Source organism: Faecalicatena sp. Marseille-Q4148, from assembly GCA_018228665.1.
Lineage (GTDB): Bacteria > Bacillota > Clostridia > Lachnospirales > Lachnospiraceae > UBA9414.
This window is the reverse complement of record CP073692.1, coordinates 957,070-981,935: the sequence shown is the minus strand read 5'-3', so window position 1 is coordinate 981,935 and position 24,866 is coordinate 957,070. Positions and strand designations below refer to the sequence as shown.

Sequence of the window (24,866 nt, the reverse complement as noted above, 5' to 3'; positions counted from 1 at the left end):
ATTAGAATTTTTTTTGACACCATTTTTCAACGAGATTAATGAATGCATAGAGAGTCATTGCCAAAACACAAAGCAGTACAATGGACATTAGAAGCCAATCCATTTTGAAGACCTGACTGGAATAGATGATCAGATATCCGAGCCCTTCTCTGGCACCGATGAATTCTCCAATGATAACTCCAACAAGACAAAGTCCGATATTCACTTTCATATTGCTTATGATAGCAGGGACGGAGCTTGGCAGCACGACTTTTTGGAGCGCGTGAAGGTGCGTGCCGTGTAGTGTGTAAATTAGTTTCAGATCTTCCGGATCTACTTCTTTAAAGCTGGTGTAGAGATTTAAAATACTTCCAAATATTGCAACGGACATCCCGGCCACAATGATGGTTTTCTTGTTAGCCCCAAGCCAGACGATCAGAAGGGGCGCAAGCGCTGATTTTGGAAGGCTGTTTAGAATGACAAGGTATGGGTCCAGGATTTCGGAAAGGGAATCAGAAAACCAAAGAAGTATAGCAAAACATATGCTGCAGATTAGAACGAGGATGAAACTGATCAGTGTCTCATACACGGTAACCCAAATGTGAAGGAAAATAGTTCCGTCTGCGGAGAGATCCGCAAAGCATTTAACAATGCCGGACGGACTGCTGAAAATAAAGGAATCAATCTGTCCGGTTCTGGCAGAAATTTCCCAGAGAGTAAGAAAAAAGATAAAAAGAAAGCAGCGAAAGAAAATGACGGTATGCCTGTGGCGTTGAATTGCTTTTAAGTACTGTGCCTGCGCCGGAGAAACAGACTCAGTCTGTAAGAGATGCGGTTTGGACTGCTTTGCCATGATGATTCAACTCCTTCCAGATCAGATTGAAATATTGTTTGAATTCAGGTGTATTTCTGCGTTCTAAAGGGGTGTCTTCTTTTAGGTGAAATGTCAGCGGCAGTGTCTGGGCAATTGTAGCAGGACGATCAGAGAGAATAATTACCCGGTCCCCGAGACTGATGGCTTCGGAAAGATCATGGGTAACAAGAATTGCTGTTTTTTGTTCTTTTCGGATAATCTGTCCGATGTCATCCCCTACTGCAAGTCTTGTCTGGTAATCTAGTGCAGAAAATGGTTCATCAAGAAGGAGGAGTTCGGGTTCCAATACGAGTGTTCGGACAAGAGCGGCTCTCTGACGCATTCCTCCGGAGAGTTCAGAAGGGCGGGAAGACTTAAAATGCCCAAGACCGTAGAGTTCCAGCAGCTCATTTGCGCGCTGGATTGTGTGGATATTCATCATATGCTGGATTTCTAATCCGAGAATTACATTGTGATAAATCGTTCGCCATTCAAATAAATGATCTTTCTGAAGCATATAACCTATATTTGCAGCGCTTTCTTTTAGTGGCTTTCCGTTAATACGGATGGTTCCGGATTCAGGAGTAAGAAGTCCGCTGATGAGTGAGAGCAGAGTGGATTTGCCACAGCCAGATGGACCGACAATTGCGATGAATTCTCCTTTCTTTAGTGAAAAGGAAATCTGTGAAAGCGCCAGAGTTTCTCCTTCTTTTGTGTGATAAGAGTAACTGACTTGGTTTAATTCCAGTACATGTTCCATTGTAAACCTCAGCTTTCTGTGTTTGTTTATATGATTAAACTATGTAAAGATTACGAAAGTGTTCTTGCGGGATTAAAAGAGGCGTTGTATAATTGAAACAATACAGTGCATGAGGAGATAGATTTGTGAATTACCAGAAAGAAACAGAGAAAATCATTGAACATATTCAAAGAGAAGGAAGAGTTCCCAAGCTGCTGCTTCATAGTTGTTGTGCTCCGTGCAGCAGCTATGTATTAGAATATTTATCTCAGTATTTTGAAATTACAGTGTTTTATTATAATCCGAATATTTATCCGGAGCAGGAATACAGGAAACGAGTCATAGAACAGGAGGCGCTGATCCGTTCTATAAATTGCAGATATCCGATAACATTTCTTGAAGGAAATTATGAGAAAGATAAGTTTTATGAGATGGCAAAAGGACTGGAAGAAGAGCCGGAAGGCGGAGAACGCTGCAGAAGATGTTACCGGCTTAGGCTTCGTGCTGCTGCCCTAGCTGCAAAAGAAGGCGGGTATGATTATGTGACAACAACCCTCAGTATCAGTCCGATGAAAAAAGCAGGTTGGCTGAATGAGATTGGACAGGAAGAAGCAGAACAGCAGGGAGTTTCCTATTTGCTGTCAGACTTTAAGAAAAAGAACGGATATCAGAGATCGATACAATTATCAAAGCAGTATGGGCTTTATCGACAGGACTATTGCGGGTGTGTCTTTTCCCGCGAAGAACGCAGAAAACAACAGGAAGAAAGAAAAAAGGAGTGATTAGAATGGCACAATTATGGGGAGGACGCTTTACGAAAGAGACAGATGAGTTGGTGTATCGTTTTAATGCATCAATTTCTTTTGACAAGCGTCTTTATGCACAGGATATAAAAGGAAGTATGGCGCATGTGATGATGCTTGCCAAACAGGGAATTCTGACCGAAGAAGAGAAAATACAGATTATCGGAGGGCTGGAAGGAATTTTAAAAGATGTGGAGACAGGAGTGCTGGAAATCAGCGAGGCTTATGAGGATATTCACAGCTTTGTGGAAGCAACTTTGATCGAGCGGATTGGAGAAGCCGGTAAGAAATTACATACAGGACGCAGCAGAAATGATCAGGTTGCACTTGATATGAAGCTTTATGTGAGAGATGAGATTGTGGCAGAAGATCACCTTCTGAAAGAGCTGCTGGGCGTACTTCTTGGTATTATGGAAGAACACACAGAGACTTTTATGCCTGGTTTTACACATCTTCAGAAAGCGCAGCCAATTACGCTGGCACATCACATGAGTGCATATTTTGAGATGTTTAAACGAGACAGACAGAGACTTGCAGATATTTATGCGAGGATGAATTTCTGTCCTCTTGGTTCCGGAGCACTGGCAGGAACGACATACCCGTTGGATCGGGATTATACTGCAGAACTGCTGGGATTTGCAGGACCGACACTGAACAGTATGGATTCGGTATCCGACAGAGATTATCTGATAGAACTGATGTCTGCCTGTGCTACGATTATGATGCATTTGAGCAGATTCTCAGAAGAAATTATTATTTGGAATTCAAACGAGTATCAGTTTGTGGAAATTGATGATGCATACAGCACAGGAAGCAGTATTATGCCGCAGAAGAAGAATCCGGATATTGCAGAGCTTGTCAGAGGAAAAACCGGGCGCGTGTACGGTGCACTGATCTCTATCTTGACAACGATGAAAGGAATTCCGCTTGCTTACAATAAAGATATGCAGGAAGATAAAGAACTTGTATTTGATGCGATAGATACGGTAAAAGGCTGTACAGCGTTATTTACCGGAATGCTTCAGACGATGAAATTCTGCAGACAAACGATGGAAAAAAGCGCCGCAAATGGTTTTACCAATGCTACAGATGCGGCAGATTACCTTGTGAATCATGGGGTCGCTTTCCGGGATGCCCATGGAATCGTAGGTCAGCTTGTGCTTTATTGCATTGAGAAAGGAATTTCTCTGGATGAGATGAGCATGGAAGAATATAAGGCTATTTCTCCGGTATTTGAGGAAGATATTTATGATGCGATCTCTATTCGTACTTGTGTAGAGAAACGAAATACAATTGGCGCTCCGGGGAAAAAGGCAATGGAAGAGGTAATTGAACGCGACCGCAAATATTTGCAGGAAACATAGAAACAGGTTGTGAACTGCCGGAAAATAAGAATAAGAAATGAATTAAACAGAGAGGAATGACAGATATGGAACAGAAACTAAAAGTAGGAATTCTCGGTGCAACAGGAATGGTAGGCCAGCGGTTTATTGCGCTGCTGGAAGATCATCCATGGTTTGAAGTGACAGCAGTTGCTGCAAGTGAGCGTTCAGCAGGAAAGACTTATGAGGAAGCGGTAGGCGGACGTTGGAAAATGACTACACCGATGCCGGAGGCAGTAAAGCATCTTGTGATTAAAAATGTAAATGAAGTAGAGCAGGTTGCTTCAGGCGTTGATTTTGTATTCAGTGCAGTGGATATGTCAAAAGAAGAAATTCGTGCAATTGAAGATGCTTACGCAAAGACAGAAACACCGGTTGTATCCAATAACAGTGCACATCGCTGGACACCGGATGTGCCAATGGTGATTCCGGAGATCAATCCGGAGCATTTTGAAGTTATTGAAGCACAGAAGAAACGTCTCGGAACAACAAGAGGCTTTGTGGCTGTAAAACCGAACTGTTCTATTCAGAGTTACGCGCCGGTACTATCTGCCTGGAAAGAATTTGAACCGACAGAAGTTGTTGCAACAACTTATCAGGCGATTTCCGGAGCGGGAAAAACTTTTAAAGAGTGGCCGGAAATGATTGAGAATATTATTCCGTATATTGGCGGCGAGGAAGAAAAAAGTGAACAGGAACCGCTCAGAATCTGGGGAGAAGTTAAAGACGGACAGATTGTAAAAGCAGCGAAGCCGGTGATTACAACGCAGTGTATTCGCGTACCTGTTTTAAATGGCCACACAGCGGCTGTATTTGTAAAATTTGCGAAAAAACCAACAAAAGAACAGCTGATAGAGAAACTTGTACAGTTTAAAGGACTTCCTCAGGAACTGGAGCTTCCAAGTGCACCAAAACAGTTTATTCAGTATCTGGAGGAAGATAACCGTCCACAGGTTACATTAGATGTAGATTTTGAAAATGGTATGGGAATTTCCGTAGGAAGACTGCGGGAAGATACCGTGTATGATTTTAAATTTGTTGGATTATCCCATAATACAGTAAGAGGAGCGGCAGGAGGAGCAGTGCTTTGCGCTGAAACATTGACTGCCAAAGGATATATTCAGGCAAAATAGTTCACAGAGATTCAGAAGCTGAGAATTGGAATCAGGATGAGGTGACAAAGCATGGAGAAAAAAATATTGGATTATACACAGAACAGAGAATTATCATGGCTTCGCTTTAATCAAAGAGTGCTTCAGGAGGCGCAGGATTTATCTGTGCCGCTTCTGGAGCGAATGAAATTTGTGGCGATTTTTACGAGCAATCTGGATGAGTTTTTTATGATCCGGGTAGGAAGCCTGCATGATATGGAAGCGCTGGGAGATGAAAGTATAGACAGACGTTCCGGAATGACGGCAGCAGAGCAGCTTGATGAAATCTATAAAGCAGTAGCGCCTCTTTATAAAGAGAGAGATAAGACTTATGCAGAAATCAAAAAACAGCTGAGTCCTTACGGAGTATGCGGACTTTCGTTTAAAGAACTGGAACAGCAGGAAAAGAAGTATGTAAAGAAATATTTTAAAGAACAGATCCTTCCTGTACTGTCTCCTCAGATTGTAGATGCGAATCACCCGTTCCCGCATCTGCTGAATAATACAATTTATGTGACAGCTAATCTGAAACAAGGAAATAAATCGATGCTCGGAATCATTCCGCTGCCGGATTTTATTTCGGACATCGTATATCTTCCGGGACATGATATCCGGTATATCCGAATGGAAAAGATTCTTATTGAGTATATGGAACTGATTTTTGATCAGTATGAGATTTCTGATAAGAATTATATCTGTGTAACCAGGAATGCGGATATCTCTCCGGATGATGAGGCATTTGCGGATGATGCAGATTTTCGGAAGCGAATGAAAGAGACGCTTCATAAACGGCGCAGAATGGCGGTTGTGCGTCTTGAGACAGCGGAACCGCTGACAAAAGAAAATGAAAAATATTTTTGTGAAAAGTTTCAGATTGAACCAAAACAGATTTTCCGCACAAAGACACCAATGAAGTTGGGCTATATGTTTGCCGTTGCAGAAAAAGTACCGGAATCGATGAAACGTTCATTGATCTATCCGCCATTTCATCCACAGGAAGCCAGAATGGTTACGGATGGAAGCATTATGAAGCAAGTAAAGAAAAAAGATATTATGTTGTCTTATCCATATGAAAGCATGGAGCCGTTTTTAAAATTGATCAAAGAAGCATCTGTAGATCCTAATGTGATGACGATTAAGATTACGATTTATCGGCTGGCAAAGAAGACGAGGTTAGTGGAATACTTATGTGCTGCTGCAGAAAATGGCAAAGAAGTAACAGTATTGATTGAGCTGCGCGCCCGTTTTGATGAGCAGAACAATATTGACTGGTCGGAGCGGCTGGAAGAAGCAGGATGCCGTGTGATTTATGGGTTTGAGGGATATAAAGTACATTCTAAGATCTGTCTGATCACATATCGGAATCGAAATGAGATTCAGTATATCACTCAGATTGGCACAGGCAATTATAATGAGAAGACCGCTGCAATGTATACAGACCTTTGTCTTATGACGGCAAATAAGAAGATCGGAGAAGATGCGGCGATGTTTTTCCAGAATATGTCTATTGGTAATCTGGATGGCGAATATGATCAGCTGATTGTTTCTCCGAGCAGCTTGAAAAAGAATATTTTGAGCCTGATGGATGAAGAGATTGCCAAAGGGAAAAATGGACGTATTGTAATGAAAATGAATTCTGTAACGGATATGGATTTCATTCAGAAAGTCTCAGAAGCCTCTAAAGCAGGTGTCAAGGTAGATCTGATCGTGCGTGGAATCTGTTGTATTCTTCCAAAGGTGCCGGGAGAAACAGATAATGTTTCTGTAATGAGCATTGTAGGACGGTTTCTGGAACATCCGCGTATTTTCTGCTTTGGGAATGGCGCTGACAAGAAAATCTATATTGGTTCGGCGGATATGATGACAAGAAATACCGAAAAACGTGTAGAAGTAGCCTGTCCGATCCTTGATCCGGAATTAAAAACATGGGTTACGCATATGCTGAAAACAATGCTGAACGATACCGTCAAAGGAAGAAATATGACGGCAGATGGTACTTATGTAAAACGGGGCAGGGAAGAAGATGGAGTAAATTCTCAGGAAGTATTTATGCATGAAGCGATTCGTGAAAGCAGAAATAAATCCGTTGTGGTAGAACATAAAACTATTTTTGATAAGATTAGAGCATGGATGCGTAAGTAGAAATGCTTTTAGCAGGAGGAACAGGTGTGGTAACGCAGGAATTATTAAAAGATGCGCTGAAGTACGGAAAATGTTTTGTAAGAAATGGTAATACAGCGAACTATATTCCGGAGCTTCAGCGGGTAAATAAATATCAGCTTGGAATTTGTGCAGTAGGGTTTGATGGAGATCTTCCGGAAGTTGTGGAAGTGGGAGATTCCCGGGTTCCGTTTACGATTCAGAGTATTTCTAAGATCATTTCCCTGATCCTTGCTGTGCGGGACAGAGGACCGGATTATTTGTTTCACGACAAAGTGGGAGTCGAGCCGACCGGTGATCCTTTTAATTCGATTGTAAAGTTGGAGACAAAATCCCGACCGTTTAATCCGTTTATCAATGCGGGGGCCATTGCGGTGGCCAGCTGCATTAACGGAACATCGGCGGATGAAAAGTTTGACCGTTTTTTAGAATTGACGCGAAAACTCTGTAATAACAAAGAAATCAGTCTGAATGAGAGTGTCTATCAGTCTGAGAAAGAAACCGGAGACCGTAATCGGGCGTTGGCATATTATTTGAAAGCATCGGGGGTTCTGGAAGGAGATGTGAAGGAATGCCTTGATCTTTATTTCAGGATGTGTTCCGTAAGTGTAACAGCGCTTGATATTGCAAATCTAAGTGCGGTGCTTGCAAATCAGGGGAAATGTCCGTTTTCGAAGGAGATGCTGATTGAGCCTCACAGTGCAAAAGCGATTCGGGCGCTTATGCTTACTTGCGGAATGTATGATGGTTCTGGGGAATTTGCTATGTCAGTAGGATTCCCGGCAAAGAGCGGTGTCGGAGGAGGAATCGCGGTTCCGCTTGTGGGAAGAATGGGAATCGGGGTATTTGGACCGTCTCTGGATGAGAAAGGAAATAGCATCGGCGGAATTAAAATGCTGGAATTTTTATCTGAAAAGCTGGATTATCAATTATTTTAACAGGTGATTTTATCAGAAGAAAGACAGCATCAGAAAGGACAAGCATAGAATTTATGGGAAAATCACTATATATTGCGGAGAAACCAAGTGTTGCACAGGAATTTGCGAAAGCATTAAAACTTCAGGCAGCCCGCAAAGATGGTTATCTGGAATCAGGGGATGCAATTGTGACATGGTGTGTTGGGCATCTTGTGACAATGAGCTATCCGGAGGTTTATGATGAGAAGCTGAAGCGTTGGAGTTTGGAAACGCTTCCGTTTATTCCGGAAGAATTCCGGTATGAAGTTATTCCGGCAGTTGCAAAACAGTTTCGAACGGTGAAATCACTTTTGACGAGAGATGACGTGGACTGCATTTATGTTTGTACAGACTCCGGACGAGAAGGAGAGTATATTTACCGGCTCGTAGAACAGATGGCTGGAGTACATGGAAAGAAGCGGCTTCGTGTCTGGATTGATTCACAGACAGAAGATGAAATCTTAAGAGGCATTCGGGAGGCGAAAGATTTGTCGGCGTATGATAATCTTTCCGCCTCTGCTTATTTGAGAGCAAAAGAAGACTATCTGATGGGAATCAATTTTTCAAGACTTCTGACATTAAAATATGGAAACAGTATCGCAAACTTTACCGGGGCGAAATATACGGTGCTTTCTGTTGGGCGCGTTATGACCTGTGTGCTCGGTATGGTCGTTCGCCGGGAACGGGAGATTCGTAATTTTGTAAAAACTCCTTTTTATCGGGTACTGAATACGGTTTCACTGGATGGACGTACTTTTGAAGGCGAATGGCGAGCTGTGAAGGGCTCCAGATATTTTCAGTCTTTTGATCTTTATAAGGAAAATGGATTTAAAGAAAAACAAAAGGCAGAAGAATTTATTTCTTGGCTGAAGGAAGAAACACCGCTTAGCTGTAAGGTTGTGTCTGTAGAGAAAAAACAGGAAAAGAAAAATCCTCCGCTGCTCTATAATCTGGCTGAACTTCAAAATGAATGTGCGAAGCGTTTTAAAATCAGTCCGGATGAGACACTGAAAATCGTGCAGGAACTGTATGAGAAAAAGCTCGTGACATATCCGAGAACAGATGCCAGAGTGCTTTCGACAGCGGTTGCAAAAGAGATTTCCAAAAATCTCAACGGATTGTCTAAATATGAGATGGCAAAACCATATTTGCAGGATATTTTGCAATTTGGAAGTCACAAAGGACTTGCAAAGACACGATATGTGAATGATAAACAGATTACAGACCACTATGCGATTATTCCAACCGGTCAGGGACTTAGTGCGCTGAACAGCGTTTCTCATACGGCGAAGCAGGTCTATGATGTTATTGTGAAACGCTTTCTTGGGATTTTTTATCCTCCGGCAATCTATCGCAAAATCGCAATTGTGACGGAGATGAGAGGGGAAATGTTTTTTTCATCTTTCAAAATCCTGGAGCAGGAAGGCTATCTGAAAGTAGCAGGCAAACCGCTGCATAAAAAAGAAGATAAAGGGGAAGAAGAGGAAACAGAACTTGACAGCAGCTTTTTTGAACAGATCAAAATGTTGAAAAAAGGTAGTATACTTCCGGTGCAGTCGTTGCACATAAAAGAGGGAGAGACATCGCCGCCGAAGCGCTATAATTCCGGTTCAATGATTTTGGCAATGGAAAATGCAGGGCAGTTGATCGAAGATGAGGAACTGCGGGCACAGATCAAAGGAAGCGGGATCGGTACAAGTGCTACAAGGGCAGAAATTCTGAAAAAACTGATACATATTAAGTATTTGGCTTTAAATAAGAAAACACAGGTCATTACACCGACATTGCTTGGAGAAATGGTCTTTGATGTAGTGGCAAATTCGATTAAATCACTATTAAATCCGGAACTGACTGCCAGTTGGGAAAAGGGGCTTACTTATGTGGCAGAAGGAGAAATTACTCCGGAAGAATATATGACAAAGCTTAGAAATTTTATTATCAGCAGAACGAATGGTGTGCTTGGCCTGAACAATCAGTATCAGCTGAGACGATACTATGAACAGGCAGCAGTATTTTATAAAACAGGTATTCATAAAAAGAAGTAGGAGAATGTGTATGAAAGAATTAACAGTATCAGAACTGTATTCACTGGATGAAACGCTTGCAAAAGATATTTTTGAGGATGTTACATATCCGTGGGAAATCCTTCCGAAGATTGGTGAGTTTATTCAGAAGCTTGGAGATACTTTAAGTGAAGAAGAGTATGAAAAGCGTGGAGAAAATATATGGATTGCAAAAAGCGCTAAAGTTGCGCCAACGGCCTGCATTCATGGTCCTGCAATTATTGGAAAGGATGCGGAAGTACGCCACTGTGCATTTATTAGAGGGAATGCAATTGTTGGAGAAGGCGCTGTTGTGGGAAATTCTACAGAATTAAAAAATGTTATTTTGTTTAATAAAGTGCAGGTTCCTCATTATAACTATGTCGGAGACTCGGTGCTGGGATATAAAGCGCATATGGGCGCTGGATCGATTACTTCCAATGTGAAATCAGATAAGACACTTGTGACGGTCAAGACACCGGATGGTCCGATTGAGACCGGACTTAAAAAATTCGGAGCGATGCTCGGTGACAATGTAGAAGTTGGCTGCGGCAGTGTACTGAATCCGGGAACGGTGGTCGGAGCTCATACAAATATTTATCCGCTTTCCATGGTGAGGGAATTTGTGCCGGCCAACAGTATTTATAAAAAGCGCGGCGAAGTGGCAGAAAAGTACGAATCTGAAAATTAGAAGAAAACAACAGGATGCTCAAAAAATGAGCGTCCTTTTTGTTTGGAATGAGGATAAGAGCAAAGAAGCAGCAATTCCGCCTATGGATATTATATATTGACACAGAGAAATATCTGTATTAATATAATAATACAAAAGTTTTGAGGAGGGATAAAATGCTAGAAGTACAGGGATTATCAAAACGCTATGGAAAATATCTGGCAGTAGATCATGTTAGTTTCTCGATTCCGGATGGCTGTGTAGGAATTCTTCTTGGACCGAATGGAGCGGGAAAATCCACAATTATAAAAAGTATTGCAGGCCTGCTCAGGTATGACGGAGGAATTGGAATTCAAAAGATATCGTCAAAATCACTGGAGGCGAAAAAAGTCTTTGCCTATGTGCCGGAAATTCCGGCTTTGTTTGATGCACTGACGGTACGTGAACATATAGAATATATTCGTAAGGCATATAAAAGCAGCATTACAGATGAAGAAATTGAAGGACTGCTTGCAAGATTTGAAATGAGTGACAAGCAGGATAAAATGGGAAATGAATTGTCTAAAGGAATGATGCAAAAGGTCAGTATCTGCTGCGCACTTGCAGTCAAGCCGCAGGTAATTTTATTCGATGAGCCTATGGTTGGACTGGATCCGAAAGCAATTAAGGAACTGAAAGAAGTTATTTTGGAATTAAAAGAAAATGGGGCAACGGTGCTCATCAGCACACATATGCTTGAAATGGTAGACGGCTTGTGGGATGTAATGTTTGTGATGGAGAAAGGAAAATTGATCGGAGCTTATAAGAAAGATGAGGTTGGCGGTAAAGATCTGGACGATCTGTTCTTCGAAATGACAGGCGGTGAGGAAGAATGAAAGCACTTTGGTATTTGAGAAAAACAATTTGGAAGAATCAAATAAAGAAGGCGCTGAAGCGGCCGACAACGTATCTGTTTCTTGTTCTCGGAATATTTTATATCGGAATCATTGTTGCGGGAATCGGGACAGTTGCAGCAACCTTTCAATTTGATTCGGCATATGGACTTGTGATTTTGATGACGATTTGGAGTTTTTATATGATTCCTGCAAATTTCGTCAGCTATGCCGGCCGCAAGGGAATTATTTTCCGCCCCTGCCAGGCGCATTTTGTTTTTACTGCGCCGATTTCTCCAAAGAGAATTCTTCTTGATACAGCGGCATTAAATCTGGGATTGAGTATTGTGGGCGGTATTGTCATGAGCGTGATCGGTGTGTGGGTATTCCATCTCCCAATCTGGCGTGCGGCACTGATGTTTTTGCTCTGCTTTGTGTTGGAAATGGTTCTTGAATGCAGCCTGATCATCATTGTCTATGGAAGTGACCGTTTTGCTGATGGAAAGTTTAAACGATGGGGAATTTTCATCAAAGGGATTCTTATTGTTTCAGCGATATTTTTCCTGTGGTATTTCAAAGAAAACGGAATCAGCTTAAAAAGTGCTGCGGAACTGATCGAACATCCGGTTTTTCGATTGCTTCCGGTAGTGGGATGGGATATCAGCGCTTTTCGGCTTGTGATTCTTGGTCCGGATCGTTTGAATGTAATCGGAACAGTATTATATCTGGGGTTGATTATACTTCTGACACTTATGGCGATCCGGATGAAAAACACAGGCGCTTATTATGAAGATGCGGCTAAATTTGCGGATGATTATCAAGAACTCCGTAACCGGAGCAAGCGGGGAGAGACTGGTTATAGTCTTGGGAAAAAGAAAAAATTCCGTACAGTAAAAGGCAATTTTGGAGGCGGCGCCAAAGCAATCTTCTATCGCCAGCTTTTGGAATATAAGAAAGAGCGGTTTTTTATTTTTGATTCGATGACGTTAATTTGTGTTGTTCTTGCCGGCGTTCTGGCGAAGATGATGGAACCGCCGAAAGAAGGAATGCAGGGGCTGGTTATGATGGGATTGATCGCCTACATGAGTTTTTGTGCTTCCGGTTATGCGGGTAAATGGGACAAGGAGTTAGAAAATCCTTATTTATATCTGATTCCGGACACGGCAGTCAGAAAAATGTGGAATGCGACAAAGATGGAACATATAAAGGCATTTTTTGATGGACTGCTCATGGCGGGTATGATTGGATATTTCTGGCATGTACCATTCTGGCAGATAGCAGCAAGTATCGTAATATATGTACTTTTACAGGCAAATAAAATGTATTTAAAAGTATTTGCAAAAATGCTGCTTGGAAATACGATGGGAAATACAGGGCGTACAATTCTGCGGCTTCTCATTCAGTCAGCAGTGCTTGGAGTTGGTGTGCTTATATCCGTGGCAGCAGCGATCTTCCTGAATCCGGAAGTTGTATTTGCAGTTATGCTTGTCTACAGTCTGGCAGCAACTGTGATCGTAGCGCTGTTCGCATCTATGAAATTTGAAGTACTGGAGCAGAATGAATAACATTTAGGTGTAAAAAACAAAGGATTATCTGAACACACAATCTTCAGATAATCTTTTTGTATTATTCTATCTTTATATGGAAGGATATGCTATACTGAAGAAGCATCGTTTACAATTCCAAGGGGCAGGAATTCGATAAAAGACTATTGACAATTGAAAGAATGTATACTAATATATTCATAGAAACGAACATAAGTTCGTATTTAAAAGGAGTATGTAGAATGGCAAATAATATTGAAGATAGAAAGAAAGCACTAGATGCAGCGATTTCAAAATTGGAGAAAGATTTTGGGAAGGGAACAGTAATGAAGCTTGGAGATGCCAGTGCCAATGTGGCGGTGGAGACTGTTCCGACAGGCTCTTTGAGTCTTGATATTGCGCTTGGTCTGGGAGGCGTTCCAAAGGGACGTGTTATTGAGATTTACGGACCGGAGTCAAGTGGTAAGACAACAGTAGCGCTGCATATGATCTCCGAAGTACAAAAACGCGGTGGAATTGCCGGATTCATTGATGCAGAGCATGCGCTTGATCCGGCATATGCTAAGAATATTGGCGTAGATATTGATGAACTTTATATTTCACAGCCAGACAGTGGAGATCAGGCATTAGAGATTGCAGAGACGATGGTTCGTTCCGGTGCAATGGACATTATTGTAATCGACTCTGTGGCAGCGCTTGTACCGCGACAGGAGATTGAAGGAGATATGGGAGACAGCCATGTAGGATTGCAGGCACGTCTGATGTCTCAGGCGCTCAGAAAGCTGACTCCGGTTATTAGCAAGTCGAACTGTGTGGTAATCTTTATCAATCAGCTGAGAGAGAAAGTTGGCGTGATGTTCGGCAATCCGGAGACAACGACAGGAGGACGCGCCTTAAAGTTTTATGCTTCTATCCGTATGGATGTCAGAAGAATCGAAACATTAAAACAAAGCGGTGAGATGGTAGGAAACCGTACAAGAATTAAGGTAGTTAAGAATAAGATTGCACCGCCATTTAAGGAAGCGGAATTTGATATTATGTTTGGAAAAGGTATTTCCAAAGAAGGAGATATTCTGGATCTGGCAACAAGCATTGATCTTGTGAACAAGAGTGGCGCATGGTATGCTTATAACGGAAATAAGATTGGCCAAGGACGTGAGAATGCAAAGCAATATTTATCAGAACATCCGGATATTATGACAGAACTGGAGACGAAAGTAAGAGAGCATTACGGTCTCGCACCGGCAGAGGAATCTGCTGTACAGGTGCCGAAGCCGGAAGTGGAGGCAGAAGAAGAGTAGTATGAAGGTAACGCGGGTAGAAGCCGTGACGAAGACAAAGTATAAAGTGTTTTTAGATGAACAGTTCGCCTTTGAATTATACAAAGGCGAACTGTCTCGCTATCAGATTGCTGAGGGTGCACAGATCAGTGAAACAATTTATGAGATGATTCGTCAGGAAGTTATTTTAAAACGTATAAAACTGCGGGCGCTTCATCTTTTAAATGTATCGGATCGAACAGAGGCAGATCTGCGAAATAAACTTCGACAGAGTCATTATCCGGAAGATTTGATAGAAGAAGCTGTTGCATATGTGAAACGCTTTGGATATATCAATGATGAAAGGTATGTGCAGATGTATGTACTGAACCGGAAGGAGAAGAAGAGCCGAAGAGAAATCTATGCTGCCCTTCTGCAGAAAGGGATTCCGGGAGAACAAATTGATGAGGCGTTTGAGTCCTGTTATGACCAGGAAGATGCGCTGGAAGCAATTTGCACACTCCTTTCTAAAAAGGGGTATCGGCCTGATATGGATGAGAATCAGAAGCAAAAGCTTTATGGCTATCTGGCGCGAAAAGGATTTGGTTATGAAGAAATTCGTCGTGCAATGGAGATTTCTTGTGGGGATGAAGGAAGTTTCTGATTGAATGCTTGACATATTTAACAAAACAGTATAAAATTTAACTGTTGTATTTGTACAATGAAAACTAAATAAGGAGGTGCTCCTGTGCTAGGTTATATAATTGTTGCTGTAGTTGTATCAGTAGTAACAGCAGGGCTTACTCACATGATCACGGTCAATAATCTGCGGAAAGATGCAGACAGTAAGATCGGGAATGCGGATAGTAAGGCGCGCGAGATTATAGATGATGCATTAAAAACGGCTGAAACGAAGAAAAAAGAAGCACTTTTGGAAGTGAAAGAAGAGTCCATTCGTACAAAGAATGAACTTGAGAAAGAATCGAAGGAACGCAGAGCAGAACTGCAGCGTTACGAGAAGAGAGTCCTTTCCAAAGAAGAAGCTCTTGATAAGCGTTCAGAAGCAATTGAGCAGAGAGAAGCCAGCTTTGTAACTCGTGAAGAGCAGATTAAGCAGCGAGAAGTCAAAGCAGAAGAACTGACAAAACAAAGAGTACGGGAACTGGAACGAATCTCAGGTCTGACCTCCGAACAGGCAAAAGAATATCTGTTAAAAACTGTTGAAGATGATGTGAAACATGATACCGCTAAGATGGTAAAAGAACTGGAAAACCAGGCAAAGGAAGAGGCTGCAAAGAAAGCAAAAGAATATGTCGTAACTGCGATTCAGAAGTGTGCGGCTGATCATGTGGCAGAGACGACAATCTCTGTTGTACAGCTTCCAAGTGATGAGATGAAAGGGCGTATTATTGGACGAGAAGGTCGCAATATCCGTACTTTAGAGACGATGACAGGAGTGGAATTGATTATCGATGATACTCCGGAAGCAGTTGTTTTATCCGGCTTTGATCCAATTCGAAGAGAAGTAGCGCGTATTGCTCTCGAAAAATTAATTGTGGATGGACGTATCCATCCGGCAAGAATTGAAGAGATGGTTGAGAAAGCACAGAAAGAAGTAGAAAGTATGATCCGTGAGGAAGGAGAGGCAGCAGCTCTTGAAGTTGGTGTTCATGGAATCCATCCGGAGCTGATCCGTCTGCTTGGCCGCATGAAGTTCCGTACAAGTTATGGACAGAATGCGCTGAAACATTCTATCGAAGTGGCGCAACTTTCAGGACTTCTTGCAGGTGAGATTGGACTTGATGTCCGCGTTGCCAAACGTGCAGGACTTTTACATGATATTGGTAAATCCATTGATCATGATGTTGAAGGTTCTCATATCCAGATTGGAGTGGATCTTTGCCGTAAGTACAAAGAATCTGCAACAGTCATTAATGCAGTAGAATCTCATCATGGTGATGTAGAACCAGAATCTCTGATTGCATGTATCGTACAGGCAGCTGATACGATTTCTGCAGCGAGACCAGGTGCAAGAAGAGAGACATTAGAGACATACACAAACAGATTAAAACAGTTAGAAGATATCACCAACCAGTTTAAGGGAGTTGATAAGTCTTTTGCCATTCAGGCAGGAAGAGAGATTCGTGTCATGGTAGTTCCAGAACAGATCAGTGATGATGATATGGTGTTACTGGCACGGGATATTGCAAAACAGATTGAGTTCGAATTGGAATATCCGGGACAGATTAAAGTCAATGTAATTCGTGAATCCAGAGCAACGGACTATGCGAAGTAATTGACCGAAAAAATAAGTCAAATATTATTTTGAAGTAAGATAAGGGTGGGATAACAAATATCCTGCCCTTTTTATTCTGTGGGAAACAAAAATGCCATTGGAGAACAGAAACAAATTTGTTATACTGAAAACAGATTGGAGGGAGAAGAATGGATTCTGTGAAACGAATTAAAAGAGATTTAGCGTATCGAGGAGCTGTGCTGGATGTTTACGATGATACGATGCTGACACCGGACGGCAAAACAGTTCACTATGATTTTATCCATCACAATGGTGCTGCCGCGGTGGTGCCGGTAAGAGAGGATGGGAAGATTTTGATGGTACGTCAATTTCGAAATGCGATCGATCGGGAGACAATTGAGATTCCGGCGGGGAAACTTGATAGCATTGACGAGCCGGGAATTGTCTGTGCGAGCCGTGAGCTGGAAGAGGAGACAGGGTATCGCTCGGAAAATCTGGAAAAACTGATTACCATTCGTACGACAGTGGCGCTTTGTAATGAAAAAATTGAGATTTTTACAGCGAGAAATCTGATTCCATCAAAACAACATCTGGATGCGGATGAGTACATTGATGTGGAAGCCTATACGATAGAAGAACTGAAAGAAAAGATTTTGAATCAGGAAATTGAAGACAGTAAAACGATTGCGGCTATTCTTGCATACGATGCAAAATATCATGCAGAATAAACTTGAATAAAACAATAACCTCGGCATATATATAGTATCAACAGATGGGAGGGAGTCCTATGAAGATACGAAAGTCAAAGAAGCAGCTTTTGCTCTATTATATGGCGGGGTTTTTTGTCGGAATTCTATATGCCAATATTGTCGGAGGAAACACCCCGGATTCTTCCGGAATTTTTCAGGAATATTTTCTTAGACAGTATATGCAGACAGAAATTAATGTGAAGGAATATTTCTTTTATCTTTTACAGCTCCGTCTCTTTCCACTGTCGTTGCTGGCAATAGCAGGATGCAGCAGATTCAAAAGCAGTGCTGCTGCGGTTTTTCTGCTCTGGACAGGCTTTAGCGGAGGGATTGTGGCGGTGGCGGCAGTTTTGAATCTTGGGATGAAAGGAATGCTTATCTGCATAGCTGGAATGTTTCCGCATATGATTGCTTATGGATTTGGATACGCCATATTACTTTGGTATTTGTATGGCTATCCGCAGATCCGGTGGAATATATGGAAGAGTACGACGGTGGGAGGGATATTTCTGATAGGGATTTTTATGGAAGCTTATGTAAATCCAGATATCATGAAGTTATTTATTCGACTTCTTGGTTAAAAAAGGGAGACAGAGGAAATGCTGATATTACAGCAGCTTCTGTCTCCTTTTTATGTGATGTGCCTGGAACATATTGTATTTTGGATTACGATATCCGTTTTAAAAGAAAAAAAGAAGAAAGGGTAATAAGTATTTGGCTTAAAAGCAATCCCCATAAATATCCCAGGATGCCGCAAAAGGGAATAATCAGATAGACGCTGATGATTCTGACAGTGAGTCCGACCATGTTGATGAGCAGTGTGGATGATGTTTTTCCCAATCCGTTTAAAATACTCAAAAGAGCAGTGTTTAAGTAAAGAAATGGGCAGATCCAGGCAAGCGTTACGATGAAAGTTCCTGCAAGAGAGCTGTGGAATAGGACTTGCCCGATCACATTTCCTGCAAGAAGGAAACCGGTACAGCATATGATTCCGATAAAGATACAGAAGAAGACTACTTTAGAAACAAGTCTATGCAGAGCTGTTTGGTTCTTAGAAGCCTGTAACTCAGCTACAGTTGGCATCAACATAGAAGACATGGAATTAGTTACAGCTGAAGGGAAAAGAATACATGGGAGTGCCATACCGGTTAGAACGCCATAGACAGAGAGTGCTTCGGCAGTGGTTAATCCATATACCTTTAGACTGTGCGGAATAGAGACGGCTTCGATGCTTTGTAAAAGATTTAATAAGATGCGGCTTGTGCTCAGTGGTATGGCAAGCTGCATAAGGCTTTTAAAGGGCTGAAACATTCCGCGGACTGCAGGGCGCAGTTCTGCCTGTTGACGCTGTTCGGTAAGAAAATAAAAGACGGCATAAAAGGAAGAAATCATTTCTCCTGCGGTAAGACCAAGAACTGCAAATACAATGTTTGGAGTGAAATGCTGTCTAAGGGTAAAATGGCACAGGAGAAAAACGGTGCTGACGCGGGCGAGTTGTTCAAGAAGTTGAGAAAAAGCAGGTACGTTTGTCCGGCGTTGTCCGAGATAATATCCACAGAGGCTGCTGTGAACAGCTCCAAAAGGAAAAGCATATGCCATTGCGTATAAAAGAGGAGCGCAGCGCTGATCACCGAGAAAATGCAGGGCGATTACCGGGGAAGTTTGTTGCAGAAAAATCATGCACAGGATAGAAAGTGTGCACGAGATAATAAGACCGGTCATAAGACAGCGAACTGCCTGAAGAGACTTTCCGACAGCTGTATAGCGCGCTGTAAGACGAGAAATGGCAGTTTGGATACCGGCACAGGTAAGAGAAAAGAAAAGAGCATACACGGGGAAGATGAGCTGATAAAGTCCGACAGCTTCTTCGCCGAAGGTATGACTTAGAAAGATACGGTAATAAAAACCAATGAGCCGTGTGAGAATTCCGGCAAGGGTAAGGATAAGCGTTCCTCTGATAATAGATTGTGTTTTGGACATAAAAACTCCTAATAGTGCTGTTTATAAAGCTTATTCCAGAAAATCTCTTGACAGAACAAAATAGTAATGTTATTCTAGCAATGGAAATCCTAGTAAAAAAGTAGGAATTAAAAAGAAGGTGATCAGTTGAAACTATCTACAAAAGGACGATATGGATTAAGAGCGATGATCGATCTGGCTCAGTACAGTGAAGAAGAACCGGTATCTATCAGCAGTATTGCGGCAAGGCAGGAAATTTCAGAGCGTTATCTGGAACAGCTGATGTCGCTCCTTAGAAAAGCAGGTCTGATCAAAAGTATCCGTGGGGCCGGAGGCGGTTATGTTTTGAACAAAGCAGCGGCGGATATTTCTGTGGGGGATATTTTAAGAGCTCTGGAAGGAAGTCTTGAAGCGGTAGAATGCGGAGGACTGCATCCGGAAGTAGGATGTGATACAGCTGACCGCTGTGTGACAAAATATGTCTGGCAGAAAATTAATGAAAGTATTACTCAGACAGTAAATGAAATAAAGCTGGATCAGCTTGTACGAGAAAGCAAGGAACTGTGTTCCTGCTGTGGACAGCGAATACCGGCAGAAAGAATAAAATAAAAGGGGGATATGAAAATGGAGAAATTATTATATCTTGATAATGCGGCAACAACAAAGACAGCTCCTGAAGTTGTCCAGGCAATGCTGCCATATTTTACAGAATTATATGGGAATCCATCAAGTGTATACAGCTTTGCGGCAAAAAATAAAACAGCAGTGATGAAACAGAAAGAAATAATTGCAGAAGCAATCGGAGCTAAGGAAAACGAAATCTATTTTACGGCAGGCGGAACAGAGGCAGATAACTGGGCGCTGAAAGCAACGGCAGAGGCCTATGAGAGCAAGGGACGCCATATCATTACATCAAAGATGGAACATCATGCAGTGCTGCATACGTGTGAATATCTGGAGAAAAAAGGATTTGAAGTTACCTATCTTGACGTGGATGAATTTGGTATGGTACGTCTGGATGAATTAGAAAAAGCTATTAGACCGGATACGATTTTGATTTCGATTATGTATGCTAACAATGAAATCGGAACCGTGCAGCCGATTAAAGAAATTGGCAAGATTGCGAAAGATCATGGCATTCTTTTCCATACAGATGCAGTTCAGGCATTTGGACATATGCCAATTGATGTGAATGAATGTCACATTGATATGCTCAGTGCAAGTGCACATAAATTAAACGGACCGAAAGGAATCGGGTGTCTGTATATCCGCACAGGTGTAAAGATTCGTTCATTTATTCACGGAGGCGCTCAGGAGCGCAGAAGACGTGCGGGAACAGAAAATGTTCCGGGGATTATTGGATTTGGCGCAGCAGTAGAGCGTGCAATGAAGACACTGGAAGAACGGACAGAAAAAGAAAGAATGCTGAGAGATTATCTGATTGAGAAGATTGAAAAAGAAATTCCGTATTGTCGGTTGAATGGACATCGGACGGAGCGTCTCTCAAATAATGTAAACTTCAGTTTCCAATTTATTGAAGGAGAATCACTTTTGATCATGCTGGATATGAAAGGGATTTGTGCTTCCAGCGGTTCTGCGTGCACGTCTGGCTCACTCGATCCGTCCCATGTACTTTTGGCGATCGGACTGCCGCATGAAATTGCGCATGGTTCTTTGAGGATTTCACTGAATGAAGAGTTCGAGACAGAAGATATGGATTATGTAGTAGAGACGTTAAGCGAAATCGTTGCAAATTTAAGAAAAATGTCACCATTGTACGAAGATTTTATGAAGAAAGCAGAGGGTAAATAATATGTATACAGAAAAAGTAATGGATCATTTCCAACATCCGAGAAATGTAGGAGAAATTGAAAATGCCAGCGGTGTAGGCACAGTTGGCAATGCAAAATGCGGAGATATTATGAGAATTTATCTCGATATCGATGAAAACCAAGTAATTCAGGATGTGAAATTTAAAACATTTGGCTGCGGTGCGGCTGTTGCGACGAGCAGTATGGCGACTGAGCTTGTAAAAGGAAAGACGATCTATGAAGCGATGCAGGTAACAAATAGAGCGGTTATGGAGGCGCTTGATGGACTTCCGCCGGTAAAAGTACATTGCTCTTTACTGGCAGAAGAGGCGATCCATGCAGCGCTTTGGGATTATGCAGAAAAGAACGGACTTCAGATCGAAGGATTAGAAAAACCAAAATCTGATATTCACGAAGACGAAGAAGAGGAAGAAGTATACTAGGAGTGAGATAGATGGAAAAGAAAAAGGTTGTAGTGGGTATGTCAGGCGGCGTTGATTCCTCTGTAGCAGCTTATCTTCTGAAAGAAGCCGGATATGACGTAATCGGTGTGACAATGCAGATCTGGCAGGAGGAGCCGGAGGAAGTACAGGAAGAAAATGGTGGCTGCTGCGGACTGTCTGCGGTGGATGACGCAAGACGGGTGGCAGATCAGCTTGAAATTCCTTATTATGTGATGAACTTTAAAAAAGAATTTCAAAAATATGTAATCGATTATTTTGTGGATGAATACCGCCATGGACGTACGCCAAATCCGTGCATTGCCTGCAACCGTTTTGTAAAATGGGAATCACTTCTGAAGCGCAGCCTGGATATTGGCGCAGATTATATTGCAACAGGGCACTATGCAAGAGTCGAGCAATTGCCAAATGGACGATATTCCCTCAGATGTTCTGCTACACAGCAGAAAGATCAGACATATGCACTTTACAATCTAACACAGGAGCAGCTGTCGCGCACATTAATGCCGGTAGGAGAATATACAAAGGAAGAAATTCGGGAGATTGCAGAAAAAATACAGTTAAATGTTGCGTCAAAACCGGACAGTCAGGATATCTGTTTTGTTCCGGATGGAGATTATGCGGCGTTTATTGAGAAGGAGCAGGGAACGCTTCCGCCGGAAGGAAATTTTGTGACAACAGACGGGAAAATACTTGGAAGACATAAAGGAATCATTCATTATACGGTGGGACAGAGAAAAGGACTTGGACTGGCGCTTGGCTATCCGGCGTTTGTTCTTGAAATCCGTCCGGAAACAAATGAAGTTGTGATTGGCAGCAATGAAGAGTCTATGACGTATGATGTGCGGGCAAACAGGCTGAATTTTATGAGCATGGAAAAATTAGAAGGGGAAATGCGGGTTTTTGCAAAAATCAGATACAATCATAAGGGCGCCTGGTGTACAATAAGAATGACAGGGGAAGATGAAGTCCTCTGCACATTTGAAGAAAGGCAAAGAGCAGTCACGCCGGGGCAGGCAGTTGTATTTTATGATGGAGAATATGTACTCGGCGGAGGAACGATCATAGGTGATAAGTAGATGAAAACAGATTTTCATATGCATACAAATTTTTCCAGTGATGCAGATCCGGCAATCACACCAAAACTGCAGATTGAAGCAGCTATAAGGAAAGGGCTGAAAATGATCTGTCTTACCGATCATTATGACGAAGATTATCCAGCCAAAGAAAACGGTCTGGATGAAGCAGCACATTCATTTCGATTTGATCTGGAAAGATATTTCCACACACTTTCCGAGTTAAGAGAAAGCTATCGCGAGGAGATTGATGTACGAATCGGAGTGGAGATCGGCTTACAGCCTCATCTTGGAGCATTTTATCATGAGATGACAGGAAAATATCCCTTTGATTTTGTAATTGGTTCAGCTCATGTGTTTGGTGGGATTGATCCATATTTTGAGAGAGAGAATTCCATGAAATCAGACAAAGAGCGTTATCGGGAAGCTTTTGAAGAAATGCTGGTCGATGTTCAAAATATTGATGATTTCGATGTGCTTGGACATATTGATTATGTCGTGCGCTATGGAAAAGAACAGGCAAAACATTATCATTATAGTATGTACAAGGATATTCTTGATGAGATTTTGAAAACAGTAATCATGAAAGGAAAGGGAATCGAGCTTAATACTGCCGGGTTTAAGTATGGGCTTGGATTTGCCCATCCGAAGCCGGAAATTTTAAAACGTTACCGTGAGCTTGGCGGAGAGATCATTACTGTTGGTTCTGATGGGCATCGTCCGGAGCATCTCGCTTACGATTTTAACAAAGTGAAAGAGATTTTAAATACAGCAGGCTTTCGGTATTACACAGTATTTCGCGAGCGGAAGCCGGAATTTTTGTCAATTTGACAAAAATACAGGAAGAATATGCAGTTAAGGTGGAAGTTTTGGAAAAACTAAGAAGTAAGGCTTGATTTTTTGCACATTATTTTGTACAATATTTTTAGGTTGATGATTCTTTAACAATGTTATTAAAATCACAACAGACAGGCAAACAACTGTTAAATCAAAAATTCTATATGACTTTAGGAGGAATTAAACATGGCAGTAAAAGTAGCTATTAATGGATTTGGACGTATTGGACGTCTTGCATTCAGACAGATGTTCGGAGCAGAAGGATTTGAAATCGTTGCAATCAACGACTTAACATCTCCTAAGATGCTTGCTCACTTATTAAAATATGACTCAACACAGGGAAGATATGCTCTTTGCGATAAAGTAGAAGCTGGAGAAGATTCTATCACAGTTGATGGAAAAGAAATCAAAATTTATGCGAAAGCAGATGCTGCTGAACTTCCATGGGGAGAAATCGGCGTAGATGTTGTTTTAGAGTGTACAGGATTCTACACATCTAAAGCAAAAGCAGAAGCTCATATCAAAGCAGGAGCTAAGAAAGTTATTATTTCTGCACCGGCTGGAAACGATCTTCCTACAATTGTTTACAATGTAAACCATGAATCATTAACAAAAGAAGATGACATCATTTCTGCAGCTTCTTGTACAACAAACTGCCTTGCACCAATGGCAAAAGCATTAAATGATCTTGCACCGATCAAATCTGGTATCATGTGCACAATCCATGCTTACACAGGAGATCAGATGACACTTGACGGACCACAGAGAAAAGGCGATTTAAGAAGATCTCGTGCAGCAGCAGTAAATATCGTTCCGAACAGCACAGGTGCTGCAAAAGCAATCGGTCTTGTTATTCCGGAATTAAATGGAAAATTAATCGGTTCTGCTCAGCGTGTACCAACACCTACAGGTTCTACAACAATCTTAACAGCAGTTGTTGAAGGAAATGTAACAAAAGAAGAGATCAACGCAGCTATGAAAGCAGCAGCAAATGAATCTTACGGATATAACGAAGATGAAATCGTATCAAGCGATATCGTTGGAATGACATATGGTTCTTTATTTGATGCTACTCAGACAATGGTTTGCCCATTAGACAACGGAACAACAGAAGTTCAGGTTGTTTCTTGGTATGACAACGAAAACTCTTACACAAGCCAGATGGTAAGAACAATCAAATACTTCGGTAAAATCATTTCTGGAGAAATCTAAGAATCTCAGTTCATAAGGATTTCTAAAGTGTCGTTGTGAAGCAACGCATGAGGGTCCGGTCTTTTAAGGACCGGGCCCTTTTATCAATGAAAAG

General features: G+C 41.8%; 23 protein-coding genes. 20 read left to right on the top strand and 3 right to left on the bottom strand.

Annotated elements, in window-relative coordinates; genetic code table 11:
• Nucleotide 1 precedes the first annotated feature (1 nt).
• Both KFE17_04680 and KFE17_04675 read right to left on the bottom strand, forming a co-directional pair.
• Nucleotides 2-832: an ABC transporter permease gene (locus KFE17_04680; protein QUO33048.1), complete on the bottom strand. Its 831-nt coding sequence runs from the start codon at nucleotides 830-832 to the stop codon at nucleotides 2-4.
• Nucleotides 795-1,592 (bottom strand): ABC transporter ATP-binding protein, encoded by a 798-nt coding sequence (locus KFE17_04675; protein QUO33047.1) that lies wholly within the window; start codon nucleotides 1,590-1,592, stop codon nucleotides 795-797. Before KFE17_04675 ends, KFE17_04680 begins: the two co-directional genes overlap by 38 nt.
• A gap of 125 nt (nucleotides 1,593-1,717) precedes the next feature.
• Between KFE17_04675 and KFE17_04670 the strand changes: the two genes are divergently transcribed.
• From KFE17_04670 to KFE17_04605, 14 genes are all read left to right on the top strand, one after another.
• Nucleotides 1,718-2,353 (top strand): epoxyqueuosine reductase QueH, encoded by a 636-nt coding sequence (locus tag KFE17_04670; GenBank protein QUO33046.1) that lies wholly within the window; start codon nucleotides 1,718-1,720, stop codon nucleotides 2,351-2,353.
• A 5-nt stretch (nucleotides 2,354-2,358) separates the two neighbouring features.
• Nucleotides 2,359-3,738, top strand: coding sequence for an argininosuccinate lyase (gene argH / locus KFE17_04665; protein QUO33045.1), 1,380 nt, complete (start codon nucleotides 2,359-2,361; stop codon nucleotides 3,736-3,738).
• Nucleotides 3,739-3,803: 65 nt separating this feature from the next.
• On the top strand, nucleotides 3,804-4,889 hold the full coding sequence (asd, locus tag KFE17_04660) for an aspartate-semialdehyde dehydrogenase (protein ID QUO33044.1): 1,086 nt from the start codon (nucleotides 3,804-3,806) through the stop codon (nucleotides 4,887-4,889).
• Between the two features lie 51 nt (nucleotides 4,890-4,940).
• The gene (gene ppk1, locus KFE17_04655; protein ID QUO33043.1) at nucleotides 4,941-7,049 is read left to right on the top strand and encodes a polyphosphate kinase 1; all 2,109 of its coding nucleotides are present in this window, start codon (nucleotides 4,941-4,943) and stop codon (nucleotides 7,047-7,049) included.
• Nucleotides 7,050-7,051: 2 nt separating this feature from the next.
• Nucleotides 7,052-8,005 carry a glutaminase A gene (glsA, locus tag KFE17_04650; GenBank protein QUO33042.1) on the top strand — a complete coding sequence of 318 codons (954 nt, stop codon included), beginning with the start codon at nucleotides 7,052-7,054 and terminating at the stop codon, nucleotides 8,003-8,005.
• 53 nt (nucleotides 8,006-8,058) lie between these two features.
• Nucleotides 8,059-10,068 (top strand): type IA DNA topoisomerase, encoded by a 2,010-nt coding sequence (locus KFE17_04645; GenBank protein ID QUO33041.1) that lies wholly within the window; start codon nucleotides 8,059-8,061, stop codon nucleotides 10,066-10,068.
• A gap of 10 nt (nucleotides 10,069-10,078) precedes the next feature.
• A complete protein-coding gene (locus KFE17_04640; protein QUO33040.1) occupies nucleotides 10,079-10,756 on the top strand; it encodes a UDP-N-acetylglucosamine pyrophosphorylase in 678 nt (225 codons plus the stop codon).
• Nucleotides 10,757-10,911: 155 nt separating this feature from the next.
• Entirely contained in the window at nucleotides 10,912-11,610 is a 699-nt protein-coding gene (locus KFE17_04635) for an ABC transporter ATP-binding protein (protein ID QUO33039.1), read from the top strand.
• Nucleotides 11,607-13,172 (top strand): putative ABC exporter domain-containing protein, encoded by a 1,566-nt coding sequence (locus KFE17_04630; GenBank protein QUO33038.1) that lies wholly within the window; start codon nucleotides 11,607-11,609, stop codon nucleotides 13,170-13,172. Before KFE17_04635 ends, KFE17_04630 begins: the two co-directional genes overlap by 4 nt.
• Nucleotides 13,173-13,393: 221 nt before the next feature.
• Nucleotides 13,394-14,452 (top strand): recombinase RecA, encoded by a 1,059-nt coding sequence (recA, locus tag KFE17_04625; protein QUO33037.1) that lies wholly within the window; start codon nucleotides 13,394-13,396, stop codon nucleotides 14,450-14,452.
• Between the two features lies 1 nt (nucleotide 14,453).
• On the top strand, nucleotides 14,454-15,074 hold the full coding sequence (locus tag KFE17_04620; protein QUO33036.1) for a regulatory protein RecX: 621 nt from the start codon (nucleotides 14,454-14,456) through the stop codon (nucleotides 15,072-15,074).
• Nucleotides 15,075-15,158: 84 nt separating this feature from the next.
• Nucleotides 15,159-16,706, top strand: coding sequence for a ribonuclease Y (gene rny, locus KFE17_04615; GenBank protein ID QUO33035.1), 1,548 nt, complete (start codon nucleotides 15,159-15,161; stop codon nucleotides 16,704-16,706).
• Between the two features lie 149 nt (nucleotides 16,707-16,855).
• On the top strand, nucleotides 16,856-17,395 hold the full coding sequence (locus tag KFE17_04610; GenBank protein QUO33034.1) for an NUDIX hydrolase: 540 nt from the start codon (nucleotides 16,856-16,858) through the stop codon (nucleotides 17,393-17,395).
• A 59-nt stretch (nucleotides 17,396-17,454) separates the two neighbouring features.
• Entirely contained in the window at nucleotides 17,455-17,997 is a 543-nt protein-coding gene (locus KFE17_04605; protein ID QUO33033.1) for a stage II sporulation protein M, read from the top strand.
• A gap of 85 nt (nucleotides 17,998-18,082) precedes the next feature.
• Here the strand turns inward: KFE17_04605 and KFE17_04600 are convergent, their stop codons facing one another.
• On the bottom strand, nucleotides 18,083-19,396 hold the full coding sequence (locus KFE17_04600; GenBank protein QUO33032.1) for a polysaccharide biosynthesis protein: 1,314 nt from the start codon (nucleotides 19,394-19,396) through the stop codon (nucleotides 18,083-18,085).
• 126 nt (nucleotides 19,397-19,522) lie between these two features.
• On the opposite strand from KFE17_04600, the gene KFE17_04595 reads away from it, so the two are divergent.
• From KFE17_04595 to gap, 6 genes are all read left to right on the top strand, one after another.
• Complete coding sequence (locus KFE17_04595; protein ID QUO33031.1) at nucleotides 19,523-19,984, top strand: Rrf2 family transcriptional regulator; 462 nt, start codon at nucleotides 19,523-19,525, stop codon at nucleotides 19,982-19,984.
• Nucleotides 19,985-19,999: 15 nt separating this feature from the next.
• The gene (gene nifS / locus KFE17_04590) at nucleotides 20,000-21,187 is read left to right on the top strand and encodes a cysteine desulfurase NifS (GenBank protein ID QUO33030.1); all 1,188 of its coding nucleotides are present in this window, start codon (nucleotides 20,000-20,002) and stop codon (nucleotides 21,185-21,187) included.
• Between the two features lies 1 nt (nucleotide 21,188).
• A complete protein-coding gene (gene nifU / locus KFE17_04585; protein QUO33029.1) occupies nucleotides 21,189-21,629 on the top strand; it encodes a Fe-S cluster assembly scaffold protein NifU in 441 nt (146 codons plus the stop codon).
• Nucleotides 21,630-21,640: 11 nt separating this feature from the next.
• Nucleotides 21,641-22,726, top strand: a complete 1,086-nt coding sequence (gene mnmA / locus KFE17_04580; protein ID QUO33028.1) for a tRNA 2-thiouridine(34) synthase MnmA — start codon at nucleotides 21,641-21,643, stop codon at nucleotides 22,724-22,726.
• On the top strand, nucleotides 22,727-23,554 hold the full coding sequence (locus KFE17_04575; GenBank protein ID QUO33027.1) for a histidinol-phosphatase HisJ family protein: 828 nt from the start codon (nucleotides 22,727-22,729) through the stop codon (nucleotides 23,552-23,554).
• Between the two features lie 192 nt (nucleotides 23,555-23,746).
• Nucleotides 23,747-24,772 (top strand): type I glyceraldehyde-3-phosphate dehydrogenase, encoded by a 1,026-nt coding sequence (gap, locus tag KFE17_04570; GenBank protein QUO33026.1) that lies wholly within the window; start codon nucleotides 23,747-23,749, stop codon nucleotides 24,770-24,772.
• Nucleotides 24,773-24,866 lie beyond the last annotated feature (94 nt).